This is a genomic window from Metabacillus halosaccharovorans (genome assembly GCF_002019635.1).
In the GTDB taxonomy this organism is placed as follows: Bacteria; Bacillota; Bacilli; order Bacillales; family Bacillaceae; genus Metabacillus; species Metabacillus halosaccharovorans.
This window is the reverse complement of the sequence record NZ_KV917371.1, coordinates 994,195-1,018,956: the sequence shown is the minus strand read 5'-3', so window position 1 is coordinate 1,018,956 and position 24,762 is coordinate 994,195. Positions and strand designations below refer to the sequence as shown.

General features: G+C 38.2%; 19 protein-coding genes. 16 read left to right on the top strand and 3 right to left on the bottom strand.

What is annotated here, in order from left to right; all coding sequences use genetic code 11:
* Position 1: 1 nt before the first annotated feature.
* The 7 genes from BK577_RS04765 to BK577_RS04735 all read left to right on the top strand — a co-directional run bounded on the left by BK577_RS04765 (position 2) and on the right by BK577_RS04735 (position 10,020).
* Complete coding sequence (locus tag BK577_RS04765) at positions 2–889, top strand: carbohydrate ABC transporter permease (protein WP_218970488.1); 888 nt, start codon at positions 2–4, stop codon at positions 887–889.
* Positions 890–1,108: 219 nt separating this feature from the next.
* A complete protein-coding gene (locus BK577_RS04760) occupies positions 1,109–2,425 on the top strand; it encodes an ABC transporter substrate-binding protein (RefSeq protein WP_078431892.1) in 1,317 nt (438 codons plus the stop codon).
* Positions 2,426–2,491: 66 nt separating this feature from the next.
* Entirely contained in the window at positions 2,492–3,787 is a 1,296-nt protein-coding gene (locus BK577_RS04755; protein WP_078431891.1) for an amidohydrolase family protein, read from the top strand.
* Positions 3,780–5,909 (top strand): Sip1-related alpha-galactosidase, encoded by a 2,130-nt coding sequence (locus BK577_RS04750; RefSeq protein WP_078431890.1) that lies wholly within the window; start codon positions 3,780–3,782, stop codon positions 5,907–5,909. Before BK577_RS04755 ends, BK577_RS04750 begins: the two co-directional genes overlap by 8 nt.
* A 39-nt stretch (positions 5,910–5,948) precedes the next feature.
* On the top strand, positions 5,949–6,503 hold the full coding sequence (locus tag BK577_RS04745; protein ID WP_169908102.1) for a YesL family protein: 555 nt from the start codon (positions 5,949–5,951) through the stop codon (positions 6,501–6,503).
* Positions 6,504–6,599: 96 nt separating this feature from the next.
* Positions 6,600–8,063, top strand: coding sequence for a choline-sulfatase (gene betC, locus BK577_RS04740; RefSeq protein ID WP_078431888.1), 1,464 nt, complete (start codon positions 6,600–6,602; stop codon positions 8,061–8,063).
* 76 nt (positions 8,064–8,139) lie between these two features.
* Positions 8,140–10,020: a beta-N-acetylhexosaminidase gene (locus BK577_RS04735; protein WP_078431887.1), complete on the top strand. Its 1,881-nt coding sequence runs from the start codon at positions 8,140–8,142 to the stop codon at positions 10,018–10,020.
* A 122-nt stretch (positions 10,021–10,142) separates the two neighbouring features.
* Here BK577_RS04735 and BK577_RS04730 read toward each other — a convergent pair whose 3' ends face one another.
* Together BK577_RS04730 and BK577_RS04725 are read right to left on the bottom strand one after the other, a co-directional pair.
* A complete protein-coding gene (locus tag BK577_RS04730; protein ID WP_078431886.1) occupies positions 10,143–11,417 on the bottom strand; it encodes an efflux RND transporter periplasmic adaptor subunit in 1,275 nt (424 codons plus the stop codon).
* The gene (locus BK577_RS04725) at positions 11,414–12,091 is read right to left on the bottom strand and encodes a hypothetical protein (protein ID WP_078431885.1); all 678 of its coding nucleotides are present in this window, start codon (positions 12,089–12,091) and stop codon (positions 11,414–11,416) included. Before BK577_RS04725 ends, BK577_RS04730 begins: the two co-directional genes overlap by 4 nt.
* A 302-nt stretch (positions 12,092–12,393) precedes the next feature.
* Here BK577_RS04725 and BK577_RS04720 point away from each other — a divergent pair, with 302 nt between their 5' ends.
* The gene (locus tag BK577_RS04720; RefSeq protein WP_078431884.1) at positions 12,394–13,674 is read left to right on the top strand and encodes an O-antigen ligase family protein; all 1,281 of its coding nucleotides are present in this window, start codon (positions 12,394–12,396) and stop codon (positions 13,672–13,674) included.
* A gap of 116 nt (positions 13,675–13,790) precedes the next feature.
* Here BK577_RS04720 and BK577_RS04715 read toward each other — a convergent pair whose 3' ends face one another.
* Positions 13,791–14,771 carry a LacI family DNA-binding transcriptional regulator gene (locus tag BK577_RS04715; RefSeq protein ID WP_078431883.1) on the bottom strand — a complete coding sequence of 327 codons (981 nt, stop codon included), beginning with the start codon at positions 14,769–14,771 and terminating at the stop codon, positions 13,791–13,793.
* 241 nt (positions 14,772–15,012) lie between these two features.
* On the opposite strand from BK577_RS04715, the gene BK577_RS04710 reads away from it, so the two are divergent.
* The 8 genes from BK577_RS04710 (at position 15,013) to BK577_RS04675 (ending at position 24,667) form a co-directional block, all read left to right on the top strand.
* Positions 15,013–16,395 carry an ABC transporter substrate-binding protein gene (locus BK577_RS04710; RefSeq protein WP_078431882.1) on the top strand — a complete coding sequence of 461 codons (1,383 nt, stop codon included), beginning with the start codon at positions 15,013–15,015 and terminating at the stop codon, positions 16,393–16,395.
* An 88-nt stretch (positions 16,396–16,483) separates the two neighbouring features.
* On the top strand, positions 16,484–17,422 hold the full coding sequence (locus BK577_RS04705; RefSeq protein WP_078431881.1) for a carbohydrate ABC transporter permease: 939 nt from the start codon (positions 16,484–16,486) through the stop codon (positions 17,420–17,422).
* Entirely contained in the window at positions 17,419–18,252 is an 834-nt protein-coding gene (locus BK577_RS04700) for a carbohydrate ABC transporter permease (protein WP_078431880.1), read from the top strand. The genes BK577_RS04705 and BK577_RS04700 overlap by 4 nt, the downstream gene beginning before the upstream one ends.
* 12 nt (positions 18,253–18,264) lie before the next feature.
* Positions 18,265–19,743, top strand: coding sequence for a glycoside hydrolase family 32 protein (locus tag BK577_RS04695; RefSeq protein ID WP_078431879.1), 1,479 nt, complete (start codon positions 18,265–18,267; stop codon positions 19,741–19,743).
* Between the two features lie 333 nt (positions 19,744–20,076).
* Positions 20,077–20,664 carry a DUF5317 domain-containing protein gene (locus BK577_RS04690; RefSeq protein ID WP_078431878.1) on the top strand — a complete coding sequence of 196 codons (588 nt, stop codon included), beginning with the start codon at positions 20,077–20,079 and terminating at the stop codon, positions 20,662–20,664.
* A 155-nt stretch (positions 20,665–20,819) separates the two neighbouring features.
* A complete protein-coding gene (locus tag BK577_RS04685) occupies positions 20,820–22,616 on the top strand; it encodes a bifunctional diguanylate cyclase/phosphohydrolase (protein WP_078431877.1) in 1,797 nt (598 codons plus the stop codon).
* 127 nt (positions 22,617–22,743) lie between these two features.
* A complete protein-coding gene (locus BK577_RS04680; protein WP_342743268.1) occupies positions 22,744–23,517 on the top strand; it encodes a transposase in 774 nt (257 codons plus the stop codon).
* 385 nt (positions 23,518–23,902) lie between these two features.
* The gene (locus BK577_RS04675) at positions 23,903–24,667 is read left to right on the top strand and encodes a tyrosine-protein phosphatase (protein WP_078431876.1); all 765 of its coding nucleotides are present in this window, start codon (positions 23,903–23,905) and stop codon (positions 24,665–24,667) included.
* Positions 24,668–24,762 lie beyond the last annotated feature (95 nt).

The window sequence follows — 24,762 nt, the reverse complement described above, 5'->3', positions numbered from 1 at the left end:
AGTGAAGCAAACATTGGAGATGAATTCGACCTCTATTATAACGGATAAGGAACAAAAAGCGAAAAAGCGGAACAGCTTAATCATTATTACACTTATTTGGATTATGCTTATCATTTCAGCCGTAATCTGTCTGATTCCTTTTTACAGTATGATCATTACGTCTACCCATGCGAACTCAGAGATTGCTAGAAAGCTATTGATGACACCTGGCGATAAATTCATAGAAAACTATAAACGGCTGGTAGAAGTTGTTCCCATTTGGAGAGGTTTTGCAAATAGCTTATTTATCACATTAATCTCGACTTTTATAGGCTTATATTTCTCAGCAATGAGCGGTTATGGTTTCTCAAAATATCAATTTAAAGGAAACTCGTTTCTATTTGCTTGTGTGCTGGGTACGATGATGGTTCCGGGTCAATTAGGGATTATCGGTTTCTTCCGATTAGTCAATGAGATGGGATTAATTAACACGTATTGGCCAATTATTTTACCATCGATTAGTAATGCATTTGCTTTATTCTTCTTTAAACAAGTAGCAGATAATTCTGTTCCAAAGGAAATTGTTGAAGCGGCAAGGATTGATGGAAGTAGTGAAATTACCATCTTTCACCGGATAGCGCTTCCTCTTATGGGACCTTCCTTAGCAACGTTAGGAATTTTTCTTTTCATTGGAAAATGGAATGAATTCTTACAACCTATGATCCTGCTATTTGATAATAAGTTACAAACACTGCCGGTTATGATTGCGAGTGTAAGAAGTCAATTTAATGTGGACTATGGTGCACAGTATGTCGGGATTGTTATCTCTATCATTCCAATTTTAATTGTGTTCGCAATCTTCTCTAAGCAAATTATTGGAAACGTTATGGCGGGTGCAGTTAAGGAATAGTTTGTGAATCGTTTTCTTTTTGGGGAGGTGGGGGAGTAGCAGGTCCTAAAATCAGTAAGTATTAATCTTATACTTAGTTTTGGTGGCCAGCTCCAGCGCCTAGCCACAAATGAATTGAAGACAAAGAACGTCTTCTATTCATTTGCGTCTTATTTGCCCTAGGCTAACCAAGGCGCTTGCGCTTTTCTTAAAAAACAACAATTTAAAGGGGGATTCATCTTGAAACGTTTTAAATTATTGAATTTGGTATTCGTGTTAGGACTAGTATTAGGTTTGCTCGCGGCTTGTTCTGGTGCAGATGAAACAAAAACGAATAGTAGCTCTGATAATGGTGCAACTGCAAATGGTGAACCAAAGAATCCGGAAGATTTTGAAGGTGAATTAACGATTTGGACATTTTTCGGCCAAGTGGAACAAATGGCAGAAAAATTTGAAGAAAAATATCCAAACGTAAAAGTGAAGGTTAGTGTTTTCCCTGGGGATCAATATCAAACAAAATTAATGAACGCCATTAATACAAAAACAGATGTACCTGATATTTTTGACCTTGAAAGAGGTTATATGGGTAAATTTATTAACCAGCCTTTTGTAGCGAATTTATCTGAAATGGGTGCAGATGATTTAGTGAAAGATTATATTCCTTATGTGAAAGAGCTTGGAGTGGCTGAAGACGGATCAGTTCGTGCGATTTCAGATCACTCTTCACCAGGTGCATTCTGGTATCACAGAGATTTAGCGAAGGAATATCTTGGAACAGATGACCCTGCTAAAGTGTCTGAAATGGTTAGTTCATGGGATAAGGTTGTCGAATTAGGTAAGAAAGTAGAAAAAGAAAGTAATGGTGAAGTACATCTAGTTTCACACTTTAGTGATGTGTATAACGTAGAAAAATCCAATCCGGAAATGTGGGATAAGGACGGTAAGTTAAATGTCGATCCTGCATGGGAAGAGATTTTTAATAGCATGAAATCAATCAGAGAAGAAGGTGTTGACGCAAAGCTTGGTTTCTTCTCAGGTGGATGGGGTGACGCCTTAAATGAGGGGGGTGTCATCATGTTTGCAAACCCGGCATGGGCCAGCTTCATGGTTGATAACGAAGGTGGAGCAGCAAAGGGTAAATACGGTCTTGCCCAAACACCAAGTGGATATTATGAAGGTGGAACATACCGTTCGATCTATGAAGGCTCTGAAAACAAAGAGTTAGCTTATGAATTCATTAAATTTATTGCAAGTGAAGAATGGCAGCAATACAACCTTGAAGAAACAGGAAACATGCCTGCTCTCGCGGCTGTTTATGAAAAAAATCAGGGTGCATTTACATCAGAAATCTTTGGTGATCAAAAGATTTTAGAAGCTTATTATGAACTTGTAAAGAGTATTCCTCCACATAAAGCAACAGGTGATAACCAAGCTATATCACAATTATGGTATGAGGCAGCAGCTGAGGCAATCGATAGTGGTGAAAGCTATAAAGATGCCTTAAAAGACTTCAAAGCTTCTGTGAAAAATGGCTATCCGGAAATTGATACTAAATAATAGATAAATCCTAGGACGGCTGCTTATTTTTGGCAGTCGTCTGTTACTAAAGGAGTATGGACAACAGTGGATACAATAGCTAAGCACATAGACAATTTAAGGGTTATCGACGGACATGAACATTTAATTCCTCAAAAAGATCGAAGTAAAATGAATGCTGATTTCTTTGATTTATTGCATTATGTAAGCTCTGATTTGATTACGGCTGGGATGAATCCATCCTTTTTTGACCGAAACAAAAATAAGATGACTGAGCACGAAAAAGCAAAGGAATTCCTTTATTATTGGGATCGTGTCAAAAATACGACCTATGCTCAAATGGTGCGTTGGGCGGTTGAAGACCTATATGATATGGATGATTGGACGGTTGAAGGGATATGTGCACTTAATGAACGTGTGAAAAAGGCGTCACAGGATCCTGATCTCTACAGAAAAATACTAACGGAAAAATCAAAAATTGATCTAGCTTTCACCCTTATTTTCACAACAAAAGTAGACGTTGAATTTTTTAGACCTGTGATGTGGACGGATCACCTGGTAAAGGTAAGATCATTAAAGGATATTGAGTCTGTTGAACGGGAAGCTGGCACAGATATATACGAGTTTGAAGATTATCTTGATGCAGTAGATACCATCTTAAAGCGCTATGTAGATGAAGGGATGGTAGCGACAAAAATTGGTGTGGCATACTGGCGGACATTAGCCGTGGAAAAACCAACATTCGGTGAGGCGGCTACAGTTTTTAACAAACTTAAAACAAGTCATTTATGTGAATCAGTATCACAGGAAGAAGCGAAGCGCCTGCAAGATTTTATTATCCACCGAATTATCCAGCGTTCAATTGAATGTAATGTTCCTATCCAAATTCATACGGGACACCAGGAGCCAAGCGTTTCATCTAATGGGAATTTTGTCACAAATTCAAAGGTGACAGATTTGGTTCCGCTTTTACTAGAATACAAGAAAGCTAAATTTGTTTTATTACATGGTGGCTATCCTTTTTATAATGAGTATTTATCCTTAGTGAAAAATTTCCCAAATGCCTATGCGGATTTAACATGGTGTTACATTCTGTCCCCTACAGCAACAAAACAGATGTTAACACAAATGATTGAAATGGTCCCTCAGTCGAAAATTCTTGGTTTTGGAGGAGACTATAGTCAAGTTGAAGGAACTTATGCCCATTTGAAGCTTGCCAAAAAGGTGTTATCGGAAGTGCTAGCATCAAAAGTGGACAATGGCGATATGACGGAATATGATGCATGTGACTTTGCCAATCGTGTGTTACGAAATAATTTAATTGAACTTTATCAGTTAGATCTAAAACCTGCAACCTTACAAAAGGAGGATCTCTATGTCTAAGGTACAAGAAGACAAACCATTTGTTTTTCATAAAAGTAAAATCATGAGTGATGTGAGCTTTGAGGTTCAGCTAGACCAAATCGGGAAAGTGCCGTTGAACTTTACCGGGATGGATGTTGAAGAGAAAACAGATACTTTAGGAACTTATTCGAAATATAAATATAGCTACAAATATGATGAAAAGGTGGACCTCTCGTTTATTCTTCACTGCTATGAACATTTTCTCCATGCATATATAGATGTGGTTGTTCATAATGAACGATTGTTTGGAAGAAATGATAGCTTAAGAAGTGAAAATGGAGTCATCGTTAAGATAAAGGATCTGGGAGAAGTGAATGGATTGTTTGCCTCCTACCGTCATAAAGATTGGTGGACACGTCCTCATTTTAATACAGATGTATCAACTCTGCCACCTAGAACACAATCCTTATTATGGAACAATCAACATGATTATTATTACTTACTTCCTGTTGTCGGTTCTGTTTATAAAACGGATATTGAAGGAGAGGAACAGGGCCTTCAATTGTTGGTTTCTTCTTTTGATGGCGGACGAACGAAATGTGAAACACCTGTTTTTGTATTAGGTAAAGGTGAGAATCCATTTGAGCTTGCAAAGCTTACAACTAACCGGTTACTAGAAATAAGTGGAAATACGCGGCTGATAGAGGAAAAGCAATATCCCGAACGTTTAGATTATCTGGGCTGGTGCAGCTGGGATGCTTTTTATCAACAGGTGAATGAAGAGGGGATTTTAAGTAAAGCAGAAGAGTTTAAACAAAAACAACTTCCTGTTAAATGGATCATGATTGATGATGGCTGGTCACAAATGAAAGAGGGACGGTTAGGAGGATTTGAACCTAATAAGGAGAAATTTCCAAATGGTTTTAAGCCACTAACCAATAAACTAAGAAATGAATATTCCGTTGATTCAGTCGGCGTATGGCATACACTTGCCGGATATTGGGGTGGAATTCATCTTGATAGTTCGTTGGCAAATGAAATGGCACCATACCTATTAAAGACAACTAGTGATAAGTTGATTCCTTATCCTGAGAAGGGAAAAGGATTTGCGTTTTGGGATGCCTGGCATTCTTATTTACATCAACAAGGAATTGATTTCGTCAAAGTTGATGGTCAAAGTGCGATCAACAACTTTTTAATGGGTCAAAGGTCGATCGGAGAAGCTTCGGTAGAAACACATAAGGCGTTAGAAGCATCTGTGGGGATTCACTTTAATCATTGTGTAATTAATTGCATGGGAATGGCATCTGAGAATATATGGAACCGTCCAATTTCTTCTGTGGCTAGAAGCAGTGATGACTTTGTTCCGGAAGATGAAAACGGATTCGCGGAACACGCCTTGCAAAATGTTTACAATTCCTTCTATCAAGGCGAAATTTACTGGGGAGATTGGGATATGTTTTGGACGGTTCACAAAGATGCAAACCGTCATGCATTACTAAGAGCACTTAGTGGAGGTCCAATTTATACGAGTGATCGTGTAGATGAGACAGATGCTTCCGTATTATGGCCGCTCATTTTAAATGACGGACGTATTTTACGCTGTGATCAACCGGGCCGGCCAACAATTGATACATTGATGATCAATCCAGTAGAAGAGCTAGTGCCATTAAAGGTTTGGAATACTAGTAATAGTATTGGTTTACTGGGTGTTTATAATCTTTCGCATAGTGCTGTTAACGGAACTGTCTCTCCCGCAAATATAGAGGGATTTGGTGCTAAGGAATATTTTGTTTATGATTATTTCAATCAAAAAATAACTGTACTCGATCATGATGAAACAATCGAATTTACTCAAGAAAGAAATGACTATTCCTTCTTTTTAATTATTCCAAAGGATCATGTGATAAAACCTTTAGGTTTACTAGAAAAATATATTGCCCCTGCTACCTTTGCGATACAGTATTCGACTGAAGATAAAGTGGTTGTTTCCTTGGAAGAAGCAGGTGAGTTTAGTTTCCTTGCTGAATCAGGGGTTAAACAAGTAAAGGTAAACGGAGAAGAAGTATCTGTTAAGCGTCTGAACAAAGAAGAGCCAATTTATGTTGTTGATTGCTCATTCGTTACAAACGGAAAAATTACAATAGAAATCCAAGGATAACAATCAAATATAGTTTATGACAGCAGGGGAGTGGCGAAAGTGGCTCAAGGATGGAAAAGTGCATTTGTACGGTTTACAGAGTGGTTTTCACGTTTAGCTTATATAAACCTTTTATGGATCGGTTTAACCCTTTTGGGTCTTGTTGTATTTGGGTTTATACCTGCTACTGTAGCGATGTTTGCCGTCATGAGGAAATGGCAGAAAGGGAATCTAAACGAACCGGTGTTACAATCCTTTTGGGGCTTTTACCGAAAGGAATTTGCAAAATCAAATAGTACCGGCTCTGTGTTAGTCATCATTGGGTATATTCTTTATGCTGATATTTTTATTCTCAATTTTGATGAATCATTAACGATGCAAATCTTAAAGTTGCTGCTTTTTATTTTAGCATTCGTTTATCTCATGATTCTTGCCTTTTTCTTTCCTGCGTATGTTCATTTTGACATGAAATGGTACCAGTATTTAAAAATGGTCACATTAATGGTTTTTGCCGCACCCCTTCAAGCTGTTTTGATGCTTTTGATTGGATATGGGATGTTCTTTCTCTTGGCAAAAATGCCAATACTTGTTGTTCCTGTTAGGAAGTTTGATTAGTTATGTTTGGCTTCTCATTGCGCTGCCGACCTTTACTAGACTTGAGCAGCGGACATCTTCGAATGGAAAATAACGTTGAGAGGAAGGTTTTACATAATGACACAGCAAATACAACAGCCGAATATCGTTATGATCATGGCTGACCAGATGGCTTTCGATGTGATTGGCGCCTTAGGGCATCCAGCTGTAAAAACCCCGAATATTGACCGGCTTGTTCAAAGTGGTGTTACATTTGAAAATGCCTACTGCAATTCACCGATATGTGCTCCTTCAAGGGCTTCCTTCGTATCAGGTAAATTCATCAGCAACATTGAGGTGTATGACAATGGATCAGAACTATCCTCAGACACTCCAACCTTTTTGCATCACTTAAGACGTGCTGGTTATGAGACAGTCTTGTCAGGAAAAATGCATTTTGTCGGTCCTGATCAGCTGCATGGCTTTGAACATCGGCTGACAAGGGATATTCATACGGCAGCGTTTGACCTTACACCTGATTGGTCCAGGGGAGTTTATCCTAATCATGGAACCGGTGTGAAACGGCTCAAAAACCCGGGTGTCATGGAGATCAATAATAATTTAGACTATGATGAAAAAGTATTACACCGTACATTAGAACAAATTCGGACATTTAAACGGAAAAAAGAAGAAGAGATAAGGCCGTTTTTTCTATGTTCGTCGTTTTTCCATCCGCATGATCCTTTTCATATTACAGAAGAATATTGGAATATGTATGAGGATTCATTCATCCCAATGCCTGACATTCCTTCTGATAACCTCGAAAACATGCATCCGTTCAATCAATGGATTCAAACCCATCATGAAATAGACATTTGTGAACTTTCCGAGGAGGAAGTGAAACGAAATAGACGTGCTTATTATGGAATGGTTACCTACTTTGATCAAAAGGTAGGACAAATTGTAAATGAATTAGAAAGATTAGATATGTTGGAGAATACGATCATCGTTGTGACGAGTGATCATGGAGAAATGCTTGGTGAACATGGCATGTGGTTTAAGAGAACCTTTTATGATCAAGCTGCAAAAGTTCCTTTAATCCTTTCTTTTCCAAAGCGTTTTCCTGCCGGGAAGAAGGTTAGGGAAGTCGTCTCTCTTGTTGATCTTGCCCCAACCTTTATGGCATTAGGTGCTGTACCTGATCGAGAAAAGTGGTTCGGTGAACTGGATGGAGATAATCTTGAAGCCTTACTAATCGGAGAAGACGCAAACTGGAAAGATGAAGTGATTTGTGAATATTATGGCGAAGGTCCGATTCAACCGTTAATCATGTTACGATCCGGCCGCTATAAATTTGTGTATGTTCATGAAGAGAGACCATTATTATATGATCTTGAAAACGATCCACAGGAATGCACCAATCTGGCTGATTCTCCTGAACATCAAGATATTTTGAGAGAATGTAATGAGAGAGTGACCTCTCAGTTTGATATGGCTCAACTGAAGAGAGATATTATGAGAAGTCAGCAAGAAAGACTGCTAGTTGCGCATTCTTTATCAATAGGTCGAAAGAGTAGTTGGGATCATAAGCCGAATAATTAATCCATTAGATTAGTAGAACAAGAGTTAAGAAGTCCTTAGGTTATTTTTGATTATTGAAAAAAGGAGGACATTTAGGATGAATTTACATGTGAAAGGAATTTTACCTGAACTTGAAAACGGACTTTCAATCATTTGTGAAGAACTGAAAATCACCCAAAGTTCAACTGGCTTTCCTGTCCAAATAGAGCAAAGAGTAGGTCCGCTTGAGGTTAGTTGTACAAGTGAAGGTGGGATTATTCGTTATGAGAAACAAATTCACTTTTTCCGTGCTTTTGGATTATTCATCGAACAGCTTACTAACCAAAAAGAGTTTCACATTGTCGAGGAGCCTCAATTTCAGACAAACGGCATTATGATTGATGCATCCCGAAACGGTGTGATGACTGTGGAGGCCATTAAATTATTTTTGCGCAAAATGGCACTAATGGGTCTGGATGTTGTGATGATGTACACAGAAGATACATTTGAGATGGAGAAATACCCGTACTTCGGCTATATGCGCGGTCGGTACAGTGAAGCTGAGTTAAGGGAATGCGATCAGTACGCGGCTAATTTGGGGATTGAAATGATACCATGTATTCAAACATTGGCCCATTTAACGGAAGCGTTAAAATGGAATTATGCCGGGGGAATAAGAGATACAGAAGATATCCTTCTTGTTGGGGAAGAGAAAACCTATCAATTTATTGAGGAAATGATTAAGGTTGCTAGTCGATCGTTTAAAACAAACCGTATTCATATAGGAATGGATGAGGCGCATCGACTTGGTCTTGGAGCTTTTTTACAGAAAAATGGATATTGTGATCGATTTTCGATTATGAATGAACATCTGCAGAAGGTTGTTTCGATTACTGAAAAATATCAATTAAAACCTATGATTTGGAGCGATATGTACTTTAGACTGGGCTCAAAAACCGGTAATTACTATGATCTTAACGCAGATATTCCAACTGATGTGATTGATGAAATACCAAAAAATCTGCAATTAGTGTACTGGGATTACTACCATACAGATCAGGATTTTTATGAAACGTTTCTTGAGAAGCATAAAGCCTTGGGGTCAGATCCGGTATTTGCCGGCGGCATTTGGACATGGAATGGAATATCACCAAACTATGGGATCACCTTTGCAACAACAAATGCAGCCTTAGCTGCGTGCAAGAATACAGGTGTGAAAGAAGTGTTTGCCACGATGTGGGGGGATAATGGTGCAGAAACAAGTCCTTTAACAGGGCTTCCTGGAATGCAATTATTTGCTGAGCACGGATATGCCAAGGAAGTGGATAGAAGCAAACTGGCTGACCGCTTTTCTTTCTGTGTGGGAGGGAATATTGATGACTTCTTAGCATTGACTGAATTTGATGAAACACCTGGAGTCGCAAAAGATAATTTGAAAGAATCACATCCATCTAAGTTTTTACTCTGGCAAGATCTATTAACTGGATTATATGATGAGAATATAAGAGGCCTTTCCATGAATGAACATTATGCTAAACTGGCCGACCAATTAACTAAAGCTAGTCAAAATCAACATGAGTGGGACCCCTTGTTTTCTTATTATATACAGCTTGCAAAGGTTTTAAGTGTGAAAGCGGAGTTTGGTCTGAACTTGAAATGCGCATATGACGAGAAGAATAAATCAAGATTAGAAGATCTTCGTAATCAAGTTGAACCATTACATAATATGGTCGATAATCTTCGAATCAAACATCGTGAACTATGGCTCTCTACGAATAAGCCATTCGGATGGGAAGTACTAGACATCCGTTATGGCGGTGTACTTGCCCGCCTAAACACAACTGTCGATCGCTTAACCGATTACTTAGAAGGAAAAATCCAAAGCATAGAAGAATTAGAAACAGAAAGACTATACCACGACGCCCCATGGATCATGCCAAAAGGAACACTAGGCCGAAACACCTACCACCGAATCGCAACAGCCGGCTCATTCTTTTAGGGACAAGGGGACAGGTCCCTTGTCCCGGTCTTTGTATAGAGGATATGGGTGAAATTTTAATTGCAACTTCAATTAGTTGGACGGGGACGATGGACCTGTCCCCCTGTTCCAGGGGAGGTCCACTACCTCTCCGCAACACCAATGAGAAACGATTCCCACTTTTCTTTGGATGAAAGGTTTTTAAATGTGTTCTTTTTTAGGTTTGTAGGCTGCATCGTTGTTGCAAACTTGCTTTTGTTGTGAGATTGATCTGTTGTCATGACTACTTGTCCAATTTCTGTGCCTTCCTTTATCTCCTGTAGATCCCCTGAGCGAAGTCCGGTTGTAACTTCTTTTCTATTAACCAGCCCATTCTTATCTAAGAAATAAATAAACGTTTTTTTATCCTGCTTTACTATGGCATTCTGTGGAACTGCCGGAACGTTTAATGCTTGATCCAGTGTTACTTTTACATCGGCTGTGGTACCGATTGGAAGTGCTTCTGCTTGTTCTGACAGTATGGCTTCATAAGGATAGACGTTCTTTTTATCTATCTCCGGTTCATTTTCAGGAAAAGAACCTATATCGAATATTGTTCCTTCTAGCTTTGCTTTATCTCCTGAAACTGTCGCGTTAAAGGGCATATCGACCTCTACTTTTTTCAATTGTTCCTCAGTTAAAGTGCCTTTTATGGATAATGAAGTGGAGGCAATCGTCACAACAGGGTTTCCGAGCTGATCGTTTACGTCTTTCACAATCCCGTTGCCTTCACTAATGATCATAGCGGAATCACTTTTCTCGTTAATCAGACTAATTTGTGTTTCATAGTTGAAAATTTTATCCTCAAGCTTACTTTTTTCAAGCTCCTGCTTATAGATTTCCTGTTCGATTTGACTGATAATCACATCATTAGACGTGTCTTCCGTGTCCGTTATATCTTCCGTAAAACTAAAGTCATCTTCAAAGGCAAACACCGAATCGTATTCGTATGCATAGTTGGAGTCAGAAGAGGAAATAGAAGCCTGATAGTCTAATAGTTTTGCGATGTATTCGTCAATACTGCTCAGCTCTCCTTCAGCCTGGCTGATATCACTCTCCAACGTATCTCTTACCTGATCAAGCTCAGGTGTTGCATATTCAATCAGCGGAGTACCGGCTGTTACTTCATCGCCTTCCTTAACGAGAAAACGCAGAAACTCTTTATCTTTATCATCAAAATAAACTTTATATTCCTCCTGAGGCATTAAAATACCCTTTGTATCAAGTGTTTTAATGATATTTCGCTCCTGAACCCTTTTCCAATCGTGTACATATACGGTGTGCTCTGCTTTACTATCTTTTTTCCAAATCAAATAGGCATTTAGTGTAATAAAGCTAATGCAAAAAAAGATGAGCGAGAAAATAAACCATTTTTTCAACTTAACCACATCCTTACTAATACAGGTACTTCAAGATACGCCATGAAGGCGTGTAAGAGCCAGCTTAATATGTAAAAGAGAACAATGATGAAAAGAGTTAATACGTTATGTTTTTCAGTAAGTCGTGATAAATAAACATAAAGAACAGAGATGGCTAAAATTTGAAAAAGGGTGATGGAACTAAAAAAATGAACCCAATATTCGTGATCGATCAATTGTTGAGCAATGACCCCTAGTGAGAAGGGATTGCTTGCCTGGTTTAAATGATAAAACACAAGTACAGGATAGGTAATCACCTTTTCAATTAAATGAATAGAGAAAACGAATAGTTGAACAATCAAAGCTTTTTTATAGGAAATATCAAGTACGATCCAATAAACAAATGCTGGAAACCAAAGGAGTAGAGTCGTATATAGTAAACTAGAAACCAGTTTTCCTAATAAAAGAAATACCTTCCCAACCTCAAATTCCTCTCTGGAAAAGTCCGTAATCACTCCTGAGTACGTTTCAGTGCCGATGCCAAAATAAACACCAGCTGCAAATATAAGTAAACTAAATAGATAGACAAGGAAAATTCTCCAGCCAATCCCTCCTGCTGTCTCGGCCTTTTGCAGTTGATAAAGGCTTACCTGTGGACGGAAAATCCCTTTTATAATTGATGTTTCATATATCATGATTACGTCTCCTTAAATAAAGTTACCCCTCTAGTCTATATGATCATGTAGAAGAATAACGTTGGAATTTGTCGATTTACATAATAATTAAACGAATTTGGTCAATTTGAACTAACTTTGTAAAAAAGCGCTTATGGATGATCTACTATTCACCTAAATTCAGGAATTGTAAAAATCTAATTGCAATGTAAATCCAATGTTAATTTACTGTGTGATTTTTAGATCTTTTGTATAAAAAAATAGTGTCCTACTTATATATAACACTAGTATTTTTGAAATCCACAAGAAAAAAGGGAGAGTTTATGACAAATATAAAGCTGGTTATAAACAAAGAATTTCTTAAAAAGCATCAACTTGAAATAGGGGTACTATGTTGTTTTATATTGCCGCCGGTGGGAATTTTATGGCTGATGTTTATCGGGTGGATTCATTTGAAAAATACAGTTGATTTAAAGGTTCCATTCTATCTTAATACAACCACTTTCTTTTTTATTTGCTTGGCATTAGCAGCGTTGGGGGCGACTTTTTCAGAAGATAAAGAGGGATACATGCTAATTTTTGCGATGATTTTAGGGTATTTAGGGCTTTACTTATATATAAGAGAATGTGTAACAATGGCTCTTATTCGGCGTTTTAAGTGGATTATGATTGTTGGTGGTGTGTTTTTGGTCGTGACAGGGAGTGTATTGAAAAACATTCAAATAACAGACATGCTGATTGGAGGGTTGACTGGTACGATCTTCCTTGGTCCTTCACCCGATTCTGATGGCAGATTGTTTGGATCGGCATATAACCCGAATTTTGCTAGTTTCCTGTTATTGCTTATTCTTTCTTTTTTGTTAGCGGAACAATTAAAAAGGCAGCAATGTAAAAGGATCGTCATATGGAATTATGTACTCGTCACTACTATGATGGTTGGTATTTTTCAAACAGGTTCACGTGCAGGGATTGGTGTGATGTTTCTTGTCCTGGTCATATTTATGTTTAGGTATTCAGCGAAAATCGGGATGCTAGCTGCCACCCTTTTGCTTCTTTTCCATAAACAAATTCTTGATGTCATACCGAGGTTTGCTTTACTTAATGAAGCGATTCTTGAAAGAAAAGAGATTTGGGTGACGAGTATTAGAATTTGGGAGAAGTACCCTTTCTTTGGAACAACTCCTTTAGGTTACCGTCATGCTTATGATCAATTTACACATCCAGAGCCACATGCCCATAATATGTTCTTAGGTTTGTTTGCAGAGTATGGCACAATTGGTGGACTAGCTTTTCTATTACTTGTTATGACCTTAATGTTTAAGGTTTGTTGTATGTTATTTGTGCATGCGAAAAATAAGGAATTACTCAACTTTTTCTTGTTATCACTTCCAGTTTTGTTTTTTACAGGAATTTTTGATCATCCGCTTGTGTCACCGCAGACAGCCTTGTTGGCAGTTATATTGCTAGCGTGTTTTGACCGATATACAAGGTGTGTTCCGTTTTGGCAAAAAACGGTGCTGTTTGTCAATTATAAGGTTGTGAGGATGATTTATTTTGAGGGTCCGCGGATGATGAGGTTGGAAAAACAGAGGGTGAAAAGTTAGGGGGAGTGTGAAAGCCGTAAGTTGCAATTACGGCTCTTTTGCTACAGTGGAATTGTTCGATTATGCACAATAAGTGGGACAAGGAACCTGTCCCCCCGACCCACCCCGCGACCCACTCAAGAACTTCCCCGCTCGATCAATGATGGTTCGAGTTTGATTTGTATGGATTCGGCTGAGACTTCGTCTTCCATGCGGTTTAGTAAAATTTCGATGGTTGTTTTTACTATTTCTTCGATTGGTTGATGAATACTTGAGATTCCCATGATTTTTGCGAGGTAGGTGTCATCGAATCCGATCACACTGATGTCCCCGGGTATTTCGATATTTCTTTCTTTTGCAGCTTTCATAAATTCAAGTGCCATAATATCGTTTGCTGTAAAAAGGCAAGTGAAATCAAGAGATGAAGCAGAGTTTAAATAGGTTTCTATATCCTGCCTCATTAAAAAGTTATTGGTTGAGGTTTCTTGAAGCTGAATATAGTTTTCCTGTTTGAATTCAAATCCGTTTTCGTATAATGCGCTTTTATAGCCGAGGAATTTATCGTCAGGAATGGTTCCCATAAATCCAAAGGTTTTATGACCACCATGAATGAATTTTTCTCCGACAATCTTTCCGGCTTTTACATGATCAAGACCAACGCTATCAAGAGGCTTGCGGTTTTGGGTCATGACGACAGATGGGATGGTCAGTTTGCTGATCCGCTGAATATTGTACTCTCCAGTAGGGACAAGGATCATTCCATCTACCTGACGGGCGATAAAGTTCTGGATACTTTCCCATTCTATGATCGGATTATGCTTGGAATTGTGAAGCAAAATACTGTAGCCGTTCTTACGGGCCTCAAATTCAAGTGCATCGATTAATTCTACAAAATAAGGGTTATACGTTTCAGTTAAGCATACCCCGATAATTTTAGATTGACTCTTTTTAAGGGTTTGGGCGGCTTTGTTTGGTACATAGCCAACTTCCTCAATAACCTGAAGAACTCGTTTTGCGGCATCTTCATTTACCCCGTTATTTCCATTTATCACCCGTGATACAGTTGATTGGGAAACGTTTGCAAGTTTGGCGATTTCTTTCATCGTAAGCTTACTCATAATTGCTCCTCCGTGTGAATACGTATTCTTATATTAACCTATAATTATTCTCATTTAAACGATTATATTGCTTGTATACACCTATTATATCACAATATTATCAACAATCTTTGTATGGTGATTAAACAATGAAAACGCTTAAAAATATGTGTTGACATTTATTTATGCCTATCGTAACATAAAAACCAGAAAGCGTGAATACGTTTTCATTGATTATTCAGACTAGGGGGTCTATGAAAGTATGAAAAAATTAATGTTGTTCGTTTCAATCTTAGTTTTATCTCTTTCGTTAGTTGCGTGCAGCTCAAATGGTGCAAGTAGCAGTGATGACAAAATTGTGATTTGGACACAAGCTGCAGCCGATCATCCGGAAGGAAAGATGTTTGCAGATCGAGTAAAGCGCTATAACGAAGAACATCCTGACAAACCTCAAGTTGAAATTCAAAATATCACACGTGCAGGTGCGGGATCCGGCTACATAGATAAATTAAACGCAGCCATTACGGCGAATGATATGCCGGATATTTTCACACTGGATGGACCAGATATTGCCGCATATGTAGATTCCGGTCTACTTGGTGAGCTTGATGGTTATATGAGTGAAGGCTTCAAAGAAGGATTTACAGAAGCGATTATTGACCAAGGAACGGTTGATGGGAAGTTCTATGGGATGGGTTATTCTGACTCAGGTGTAGCGATAATGTATAACGAAGATATGATTAATGCATTACCTGAAGATGTCAAAGCACTAATTCCTGCATCAGATCAAGATTGGACATGGGATCAATTTGTTGAGCTTGCCAGAAAAGTAGATGAGTTTGCAAAAACATCAAATGATCCGGCGTTTGAAGGGTATGAAAGTGCAGTAAGCTTACTATTGCCTGATATTACAGCAGGTGCTTATGAAACAGGCACATACTATTTCACACCGCTTCTTTGGGGAAATGACACAAACATAGTTGGTGAAGATGGAGTCACAGTTGACGGTGTATTAAACAGTGATAAAAGTGTTGAAGCATTAACAAAATATGCACAATTATTTGCAGATCCACAGCTTGCAAGTGCAACAGAGTCGGAAAAAGCGTTTCATTCTGGAAAAACAGCTTTATCTGTAAGCGGTTTCTGGTATGTAAGTGAATTAACAAGCAACTATCCAAACTTAAAGTTTAAAACTGTTCGTTATCCTAAAATGAATGAAAACTATGATGGTTTATACACGCCATCAGGTAGCTGGGCGTTTGTGCGTAATGGACAAGAGGAAGATGAAGACCGCATTAAGCAGGTAGTTGAAGTAATGGAATGGTTAAACAATGATGAAGCATCTGAAGAATATTACCTTGCAAACGGATCGATTCCAACTCGTGTGAATTCAATTGATGCGATTGATACAAATACAGACAATCCATACCATAACGAAGCATGGTCAGTATTGAAATACCAAGTTGAAAACACAAATAAATCCCGTCCTGTTTCACCGGGCTATCCTTACCTTTCAGAAACATTTGCAAAAGATGTTATCTTGAAAATTGGTCAAAATAAGGCAACAGATGAAGCGACAATCAAGCAGTATTTAGATGATGCCGTGAAGAAAATTGATTTAGAGTTTGAGAAATATCAAAAATAACGGGTTTAGGAAAGAGGTGAGGGTGACCTCGCCTTTTCTTATAAACTGGGCTTATGCTGACCAAGCCAAGTGAAAAGGATGTGAAGTGATGAAAACGGTAAAAAACTTTGTGAAAGTAAGAAATACAACTGAACATTACCGAAACAGTGAGCATTTTAAAAAAGGTGAAGTTGTCTCAGCCTATGGATTTTTAACACCGGCAATGGTGCTTGCTATTCTATTTATCGTTTTACCTATTATTCTAGCTTTTACGTATGGTTTTACAGATTACTATTTATTAAAACCAAATGATAAACAATTTATCGGCATGGAAAATTTCAAACGAATGCTGACAGATGAAGTGCTCATTCAAAGCTTTTTGAATACGATTAAGTTTGTTGTGTTTGTTGTACCCCTGCAGTTAGCGATGGCACTTGGCTTAGCGTTAATAGTAAATAAGAAGATTAAAGGTGTCGGCTTTTTTAGAACCGCGTACTTTTCACCGGCAGTATTGTCTCTTGTTGTCATTTCCATTCTTTGGACGGTTATGTTAAACCCGACTTCAGGGTTAATCAATGAAATTTTAGCAAATATCGGACTGTCTAAGCAGCCGTTTTTATCTAGTGCTGATCAAGCGATGTACACAATTGTAGCTATTTCTGCCTGGTCAGGTTGCGGGTATCAAATGATGATTTTCCTGGCGGGATTAAAAAATATTGACGGTAGTTTATATGAAGCAGCAGACATTGATGGGGCAAATGCTTTTCAAAAGTTTTTATTCATTACCATTCCTTCATTAAAACCAATTCTGATGTTTTTAGTGATTACCACTACGATTCAGGCGTTTAAGCTCATCGTTCAACCGATGGTGATGACAGGCGGCGGACCGGATTACTCTACCATGACCATTTTACAATATATTTATGAATACGGATTTAGACACCGAAATATTGGATATGCCAGTGCGATTACGTTGGCATTCACCGTTTTCTTAGTAGTTGTATCAATTGTGATTAAAAAGCTATTTAGAGAGGAGCGGGCGGCATGAAGATTGTAAAGAAATCATTGTTTTATTTGTTGGCATCAGTTGTGGCGTTACAGTTTTTAGTTCCTCTTTTTTGGATGATTTTATCTTCTTTTAAAATTGATGAAGTGATCTACCGGGATATTGGTTCGATATATGCAATCATCCCGCGTTTCTCTGATCTTTCATTGAAATCGTATACAGAGTTGCTGGGCTTTTATAATATTTTTCAAAATGTCGGTAATAGCTTGATTTATGCTTCAATTACGGTTGTGTTTGGACTAACCATTAACTCTCTGGCAGGCTATGCTTTGGCACGGTTCCAATTTCCATTCAAAGACTGGATTCTCATTTTTATTATTGCGTTGATGATCGTTCCAATTGAAGCAACGATTTTACCTTTATTTTTAGTTGTGAATGAGATGGGCTTAATTAATACAGTTCCGGGATATTTAATGCCATTTATCATTAATGTGATGAATATATTCTTATTCAGACAGCATTTTTTATCATTCCCGGGTGAACTGATTGAATCTGGGAAAATCGATGGTCTCAGTGAAATTGGTTGCTTTTTCAGAATAGTAATTCCATCCAGTCTAAATATGTATATCACAGTTGGAATCCTAACCTTTTTGGCATCTTGGAATGATTTCTTATGGCCGGTTATGGCGTTATCGAATGCCGACCTTATGCCAATTCAGGTTGCATTAAATGCTATTTTCAGTGATACGTATAATATCTACACAAGCCATATTATGGCTGCGTTAACGATTGTTACGATTCCGATCGTTGTGCTTTATATCATTTTCCAAAGATACATTGTCGAAGGCTCGATGCAGAGCGGAATTAAATAAGTGAGGTGCAAAATGAACCGATTACAAAAAGCAAATGACTATATTCAAGTAAATAAACATAACGTACAAAGCAGGCCGATTTATCATTTTTCACCTGAAATCGGGTGGATGAATGACCCGAATGGATTTGTCTATTACAAAGGGAGATATCATCTGTTCTATCAGTATTACCCGTATGATATTACGTGGAATGACATGCACTGGGGTCATGCTACAACTGAAAACTTCATCGATTGGGAGCATCTGCCTGTTGCGATGGCCAATGATAAAGCGTATGACGCAAATGGGTGTTTTTCAGGCAGTGCCATTGAAAAGGATGGAAAGCTTTATTTGATGTATACAGGACATATTGATCCGAACATGGGATTTGATCGGGATGAACCGCAAATTGCGGAGCGCCAATGTGTGGCAATATCTGAAGATGGGGTTCAATTTGAAAAGTATCAGTTAAACCCTGTGATCGGCGAAAAAGAATTACCGGAGGGATACCTTATTTGCGACTTTAGAGATCCTAAGATTGTGGAAGCCGATGGAGTTTATTATTGTGTGTTATCGGTAAGAAACACTCGAAGACGCGGCGAAATCATTATGTTTAAGTCGGAGGACCTTTTAAAGTGGAATTTCCACTCATCCATTTATCAATCGAAGTTTGAAGAAAACACGTTACTAGAATGCCCGGATTTGTTCCGAATTGATGACAAAGATGTCTTGTTATTTTCTGAAATGCCATGTGACCCTGAATTCGCAGGAGAAATACAAAATAAAACAGCGTATGTCATCGGTCAGATGGATTTTGAAAAAGGAAATTTTACACCGGAGAACAAAGGTCTGCTCGACTACGGCCAAACCTTCTATGCACCACAATCAACAGTGGGCAAGGAGGGTGAACGATTACTCATCGGCTGGATGCACCGCTGGCATGAAACAACACCACCGAAGGAATACGGCTTTAACGGAATGATGTCCTTACCGCGAAAACTGGACGTAAAGGACGGACAACTCATCCAACAGCCCTTTATTGAAACAGAAACCTACTTCTCTTCTATCATTGCCGATCAACATGTTCACCTAGGTAATGGTGAGGAGTTAAAGTTTGAAGGAAAGCCAACAGGCTATATGCAAGTAAGGGTCCCTACAACAAGCGGGAATTTTGAGATCAAACTAAACAAAAGTGGAGCAAAATCAACCACAGTAGAAGTAGACGTAGAAAATAATACACTATCTCTCACATCAAACTACGGAAACCAAGGGGAAATCAAAGTAGAAAAACTATCTGTGACTCCCCAAGACGAGATACTACTAGAAATCTACCTAGACCTCCACTCAGTCGAACTCTTCCTAAACTCAGGAGAAAAAGTCATCAGCTCTACAGCCTATGACACAGACAAGGGAACTGAAATAGTATTTGCGGTTGGTACAGGGGTCGTTCCGGTTGGGACGGGGGGACAGGTACCTCGTCCCGCTTCGTTTCATTTAGTGTACCGGGATTGAGGTTGCGGTTTCACTTTTTGTAGGTGATTCAGGAATGTACTATGAGAGAGTATATTAGAAATCAAACGACTAGCAAGGGCTGGAAGGTTAAAAGAGAAGTGTTTGAGCACTTCTCTTTTTTATTTAGTGATTTCATGCAGAAGAGCAGGAGTTGCTCGATTGGGACAAGGAACCTGTCCCCGCGACCCGCCCCCGACCCATCTCTATTTAGGTCTAAAGACTCAAAAAGAAGATAGGTACTAGTGTGTTTGAAATGTAATAGATTATAATAATTGTAGATTGTTAGAAGATTCTGTCAAAAATTTGTATTTCTTGAAGGTCGGTGAGGGTACGATGGTTTATGATGGCCTGCTTGTTGCCATTTTAATAGGATTTATTCGAGGTGGTAGTTTAAAAGGATTTGGAGAGATTCGATTTAAAATGGGATGGGTGTTCCCGGCACTTCTTCTTTTTCAGCTTTGTATTTTTTATTTTCAAAATAAAATTGAATGGGTAGGGGAAATTAGTCAGTTTTCCTTCATAGGCGTTTATGTGATTGGACTTATCTTTTTATGGATTAATCGATTTCATGCCCATTTCAAGTTCATTTTTGTTGGAGTTCTGCTTAACTTCATCGTGATGGCGGTAAATGGAGGGAGAATGCCTGTTTCTGGAGAGGCTGCCCTACACTTAGATCCTTACTATTTAGAAACATTAAAAAACAGCTTATATGCTAAGCATACGCTTGTCACAGGTTCTACGATTTTTGCCTTTTTAGGTGATATTATTCCGTTAAAGGCACCATATCCAAGAGAGCAGATTATTAGCATTGGTGATGTGGTGATGAATATAGGAGGCTTCCTTGCGATTCAAGCAATCATGCTGCGTAAAAAGGAAAGGGAGGAGCCATTAAATGGCAATTCGAAGGAGGTGAAAATATAATGAAAAATAAAACAAAAAATGCTATCCTAAACATACTTATTATTGGTTCAGCTATCGTAGCGTTAACTTCAGGGTGGAAATTCTGGTAATCATATAAAAAGAGGGAATCTGTGGTTCCCTCTTTTCCAATTAGTATGTAGTGAGTGTGATAAAAAATGATACTTAATCGTCAAAATCTCTATATTACGTTCATCTGTCTATTCAGCATGGTTCTCCTCTTTTTGAATCTGCCTCTTTATGTTGGAGTGCTATCAAATTGGGTCTTAATTTATACACTCATTGGAGCAATTCTCCTCTTGAATCATTTCAATATTATTCTTCCTTCCGGAAATTCTCTCTCAATGGATTCTGCTATTTATTTAGCGTGTATCTTTTTGTTTGGATTAAATGTGCCACTCTATGTTTTAATGCTAAGCAGTTTAGCTTTTTTCCTTATTCGTTTTAAACTCGAATGGTGGAAGCATTTGTTTAATTTCGCCAACTATTCAATTATGATCATTACAACTTATTATACTTTTATCATTACAGGTGGAAACGTCGGGAGTATAGACATCACAAATCTATGGCCTTATACCATATCGTTAACCGTCTATTTTATCCTGAATGTTATCATTATGTGGCTGTACTTTTTCTTAGTAACGAAACAGCCTTTTGGGACAGTTTTTCAAAGTTTATTAAGTAAAGATGATTTAAAAGAAGCGTTCATTAGTTATTTATGCACATTGGTGCTATCACTTGTCATGACGATTGTTATTCATGCACAACCGATTTTCGGTGTTTTCTTATTTATCTCTCTATCCATTACTCTTTCGCTCGCCTTCCAGAAAGTGTTTTCTTTGTATAAAAATGAAGAAACAAGAGCACAAAAAGACTTTTTAACAGGCTTGTATAACCATGGTTATTTTAAACAAACGCTTGATGAATTCATTAAAAAAAGTGAATATGAGGATCCGTTTTCTATCGCATTGCTAGACTTAGATGATTTTAAAAAATACAACGATTTCAATGGACATGTCCAAGGGGACGAGCTGTTAACATTCTTTGGTAGTTTCTTATCAGAGAAAATAAAGGATCTTCCTTACATTGTCGCACGGTACGGCGGGGAAGAATTCGGTATCATCATGCCTGAAACAAGCCAGGGAAAAGCAAAAATGTTCATGGACAAACTACGTAAGGAATACAATGATACACCTTTCAAAGGTGTTGATATTCTACCATTAAGATGCCTATCCTTCTCTGCCGGAATTACAGAGTATGAAAAAGGCACATACGGAGCTTCAGAGCTATTAGCTAGAGCTGACAAAGCACTTTATTTTGCAAAGGCTGAAGGGAAAAACAACTGCCAAATTTATAAAGAAGGCCGTTTTAATCATAAAGGACTTCAAATTAAAGAGGAAATCGACGGTCTAGAACAGCAGCTGCAGATTTTTCTATCAAAGGATATCTACACATATCAACACAGTAAAAGAGTGTTCAGATATGCCGTCGACATTAGTGATCAACTTGCGCTAAGTGAGGATGAAAAAAGAAGGTTAATACTAGGAGCTCTCATCCATGATATCGGAAAACTTGAAATCCCGCGTGACATCATTAATAAAAAAGGCAAACTGCAAGTTCACGAATGGGAAATGATGAAAAAACACGTTACGTATGGCAAGGAAATTCTGGCATCTACAAAAAAATACGATGACCTCCTGCCCCTTGTCGAGCTTCACCACGAACGCTACGACGGAAAAGGCTATCCATACGGACTCAAAGGAGAAAACATCCCAAAGCTCGCCCGAATTCTCTGCATCATCGACTCCTTCGATGCAATGACAACCGAGCGGCCTTACCAAAAAACCAAAACCTTCGCAGAAGCCATCGAAGAACTACGAAAATGCTCAGGCCAACAATTCGACCCAGCCCTTGTCGAACCGTTCATTAAGTTAGTGGAACAGGGGGACAGGTAACCTGTCCCAGTTCCAATTTCTTGCAGAATTCAAATAGAAAAAGTAGAATAATTTATGTGTGAACTTCCCCTCATTACACCTCTGGTTTCGTCTCCAATTTCTTTCATTTTATCTATAATTCAAAAGTGTGGTGATTCCTATCCCAAGAATAGCAAGAAAAAAGAGCCCAAACGGCATCTATCATATCATGCTCAGAGGCATCAATCGACAAACAATTTTTGAAGATGATCAAGATAGGCGGAAGTTTTTACAAGTGTTAAAGAAGTATAAGGAATTGAGTCATTTTCACCTTTTCAGTTATTGTTTAATGGACAATCATATTCATCTATTGATAAAGGAGTCAGATAATATCTCAAATGTGATAAAGCGAATCAGTTCAAGCTATGTTTACTGGTACAATATGAAATATGACCGCTGTGGTCATTTGTTTCAGGAACGGTTTAAAAGCGAAAATATTGATAGTATGAGATATTTTCTCACCGTGCTTCGTTATATTCACCAAAACCCGCTAAAAGCAGGATTATCTCCTACTATCTTCGAATCCAAATGGACAAGCATCCATGAGTACTTTCATAAAGCAACGATTGTTGATGTAGATTATCCCCTTCAATTTTTCTCTTCAGATAGAAAACAAGCCCTTTTATTGTTCAAGGATTATATGGAAAAACCAAATGATGACCGATGTTTGGAAGATACCGTAAGAATACGGTTAACAGATGATGAAGTAAAAAGTTACCTTTTTGAAATAGGTGTGTCCAACATAAACATGTTGCAGCACATGGGTAAGGAGGAACGGGATTCTGTCCTATTTAAGCTTAAAGCTGTAAATGGGATTAGTCTAAGGCAAATTGCAAGAGTGACAGGTATTTCGAAGAGTGTGATCCAGAGGGCTAGGAAGTGAAGTTCTTGACTTATGATTATAAAAGATCATATGGCTATTTACATGAGATGTGTAATGGCAGAGCAACATACGTTCAACTTAAAAAGAGGGGATTATAGGAAGAGATATATCTCTACCTAAAGATAGTGATACAAAAAGCTGGATTAACCGTGTTTAGGCAAAAATTCTCCGTTTTTGTGACTGATGAATCTTTGAGGGAAGCCGTGTTGTTTGTTATGTGGAGAGCAAACAAAGCTTTTAGTAGGCAAGAGATGGAACAACAGTAAGCAGCTGGGACGAGGAACCTGTCCCCATGTACCTGTTATTGGATATAGACTTCCTGCTTTGATTGTATGATAATAGGAGTATTGATGTTTTTCTGTTAAGTAGAAAGGTAGGGAATGACATGATAGATATCCATTGCCATATTCTCGACGGAATTGATGATGGTGCTCAGGATCTGGATGCTTCGTTGAATATGATTAAGCATGCGGTGAATGAGGGGATTACGAAGATTATTGCAACACCACATCATAAAAATGGAAAGTACGACAATATTGCTTCGTCTATTAAAGATAAAGTTGTAGAGTTGAATAAGACGATTAAGGAACACAATCTTCCTATTGAAATATTACCTGGCCAGGAGTCACGAATTTATGGAGATCTTTTGGAGGATTATGATAAGGGCGAGATCTTGACTCTTAATCACTCAAAATATCTTTTTATTGAATTTCCGTCAAATCACGTTCCGAGATATACAAAAAAGCTATTATTTGATATTCAGCTAGCAGGACTTTCTCCAATCATCGTTCATCCTGAACGGAATTCGGAGATTATCGAGAATCCTTCGATTTTATTTAAGCTAGTTGAACAAGGTGCTGCAACACAGGTAACGGCATCGAGTGTCACTGGACATTTTGGCAAGAAAATAAAGAAGTTTTCTCTTCAGTTAATTGAATCAAATCAAGCGCATTTTATCGCATCAGATGCACATAATCTATCAGGAAGATCCTTCCGATTGCGCGAAGCTTATGATGAGATCGGTAAAGAATTTGGACGTGATTTAGTCTATATGTTCCAGGAAAATGCGGAGCTGGTAGTTGAAGGTAACACAATTTATCGTCAACCACCTCAAGAAGTTCGACGCAAGAAATTTTTGGGAATATTTTAAAAGGGCATGGTGAAGATACCGTGTTCTTTTTTTTGCCCAAAATCACTAGCTTAAAAGATAGAGGATCGTTAAATGTTAATCATTTCTTTACATAA

Bases quoted from the DNA above. Each gene is read 5' to 3' on its own strand.
- BK577_RS04715 (WP_078431883.1), bottom strand. From the start codon at position 14,771: ATGAGTAAGCTTACGATGAAAGAAATCGCCAAACTTGCAAACGTTTCC.
- BK577_RS04690 (WP_078431878.1), top strand. From the start codon at position 20,077: ATGGTTTATGATGGCCTGCTTGTTGCCATTTTAATAGGATTTATTCGA.
- betC (WP_078431888.1), top strand. From the start codon at position 6,600: ATGACACAGCAAATACAACAGCCGAATATCGTTATGATCATGGCTGAC.
- BK577_RS04725 (WP_078431885.1), bottom strand. From the start codon at position 12,091: ATGATATATGAAACATCAATTATAAAAGGGATTTTCCGTCCACAGGTA.
- BK577_RS04750 (WP_078431890.1), top strand. From the start codon at position 3,780: ATGTCTAAGGTACAAGAAGACAAACCATTTGTTTTTCATAAAAGTAAA.
- BK577_RS04720 (WP_078431884.1), top strand. From the start codon at position 12,394: ATGACAAATATAAAGCTGGTTATAAACAAAGAATTTCTTAAAAAGCAT.
- BK577_RS04695 (WP_078431879.1), top strand. From the start codon at position 18,265: ATGAACCGATTACAAAAAGCAAATGACTATATTCAAGTAAATAAACAT.
- BK577_RS04735 (WP_078431887.1), top strand. From the start codon at position 8,140: ATGAATTTACATGTGAAAGGAATTTTACCTGAACTTGAAAACGGACTT.
- BK577_RS04700 (WP_078431880.1), top strand. From the start codon at position 17,419: ATGAAGATTGTAAAGAAATCATTGTTTTATTTGTTGGCATCAGTTGTG.
- BK577_RS04705 (WP_078431881.1), top strand. From the start codon at position 16,484: ATGAAAACGGTAAAAAACTTTGTGAAAGTAAGAAATACAACTGAACAT.
- BK577_RS04675 (WP_078431876.1), top strand. From the start codon at position 23,903: ATGATAGATATCCATTGCCATATTCTCGACGGAATTGATGATGGTGCT.
- BK577_RS04710 (WP_078431882.1), top strand. From the start codon at position 15,013: ATGAAAAAATTAATGTTGTTCGTTTCAATCTTAGTTTTATCTCTTTCG.
- BK577_RS04685 (WP_078431877.1), top strand. From the start codon at position 20,820: ATGATACTTAATCGTCAAAATCTCTATATTACGTTCATCTGTCTATTC.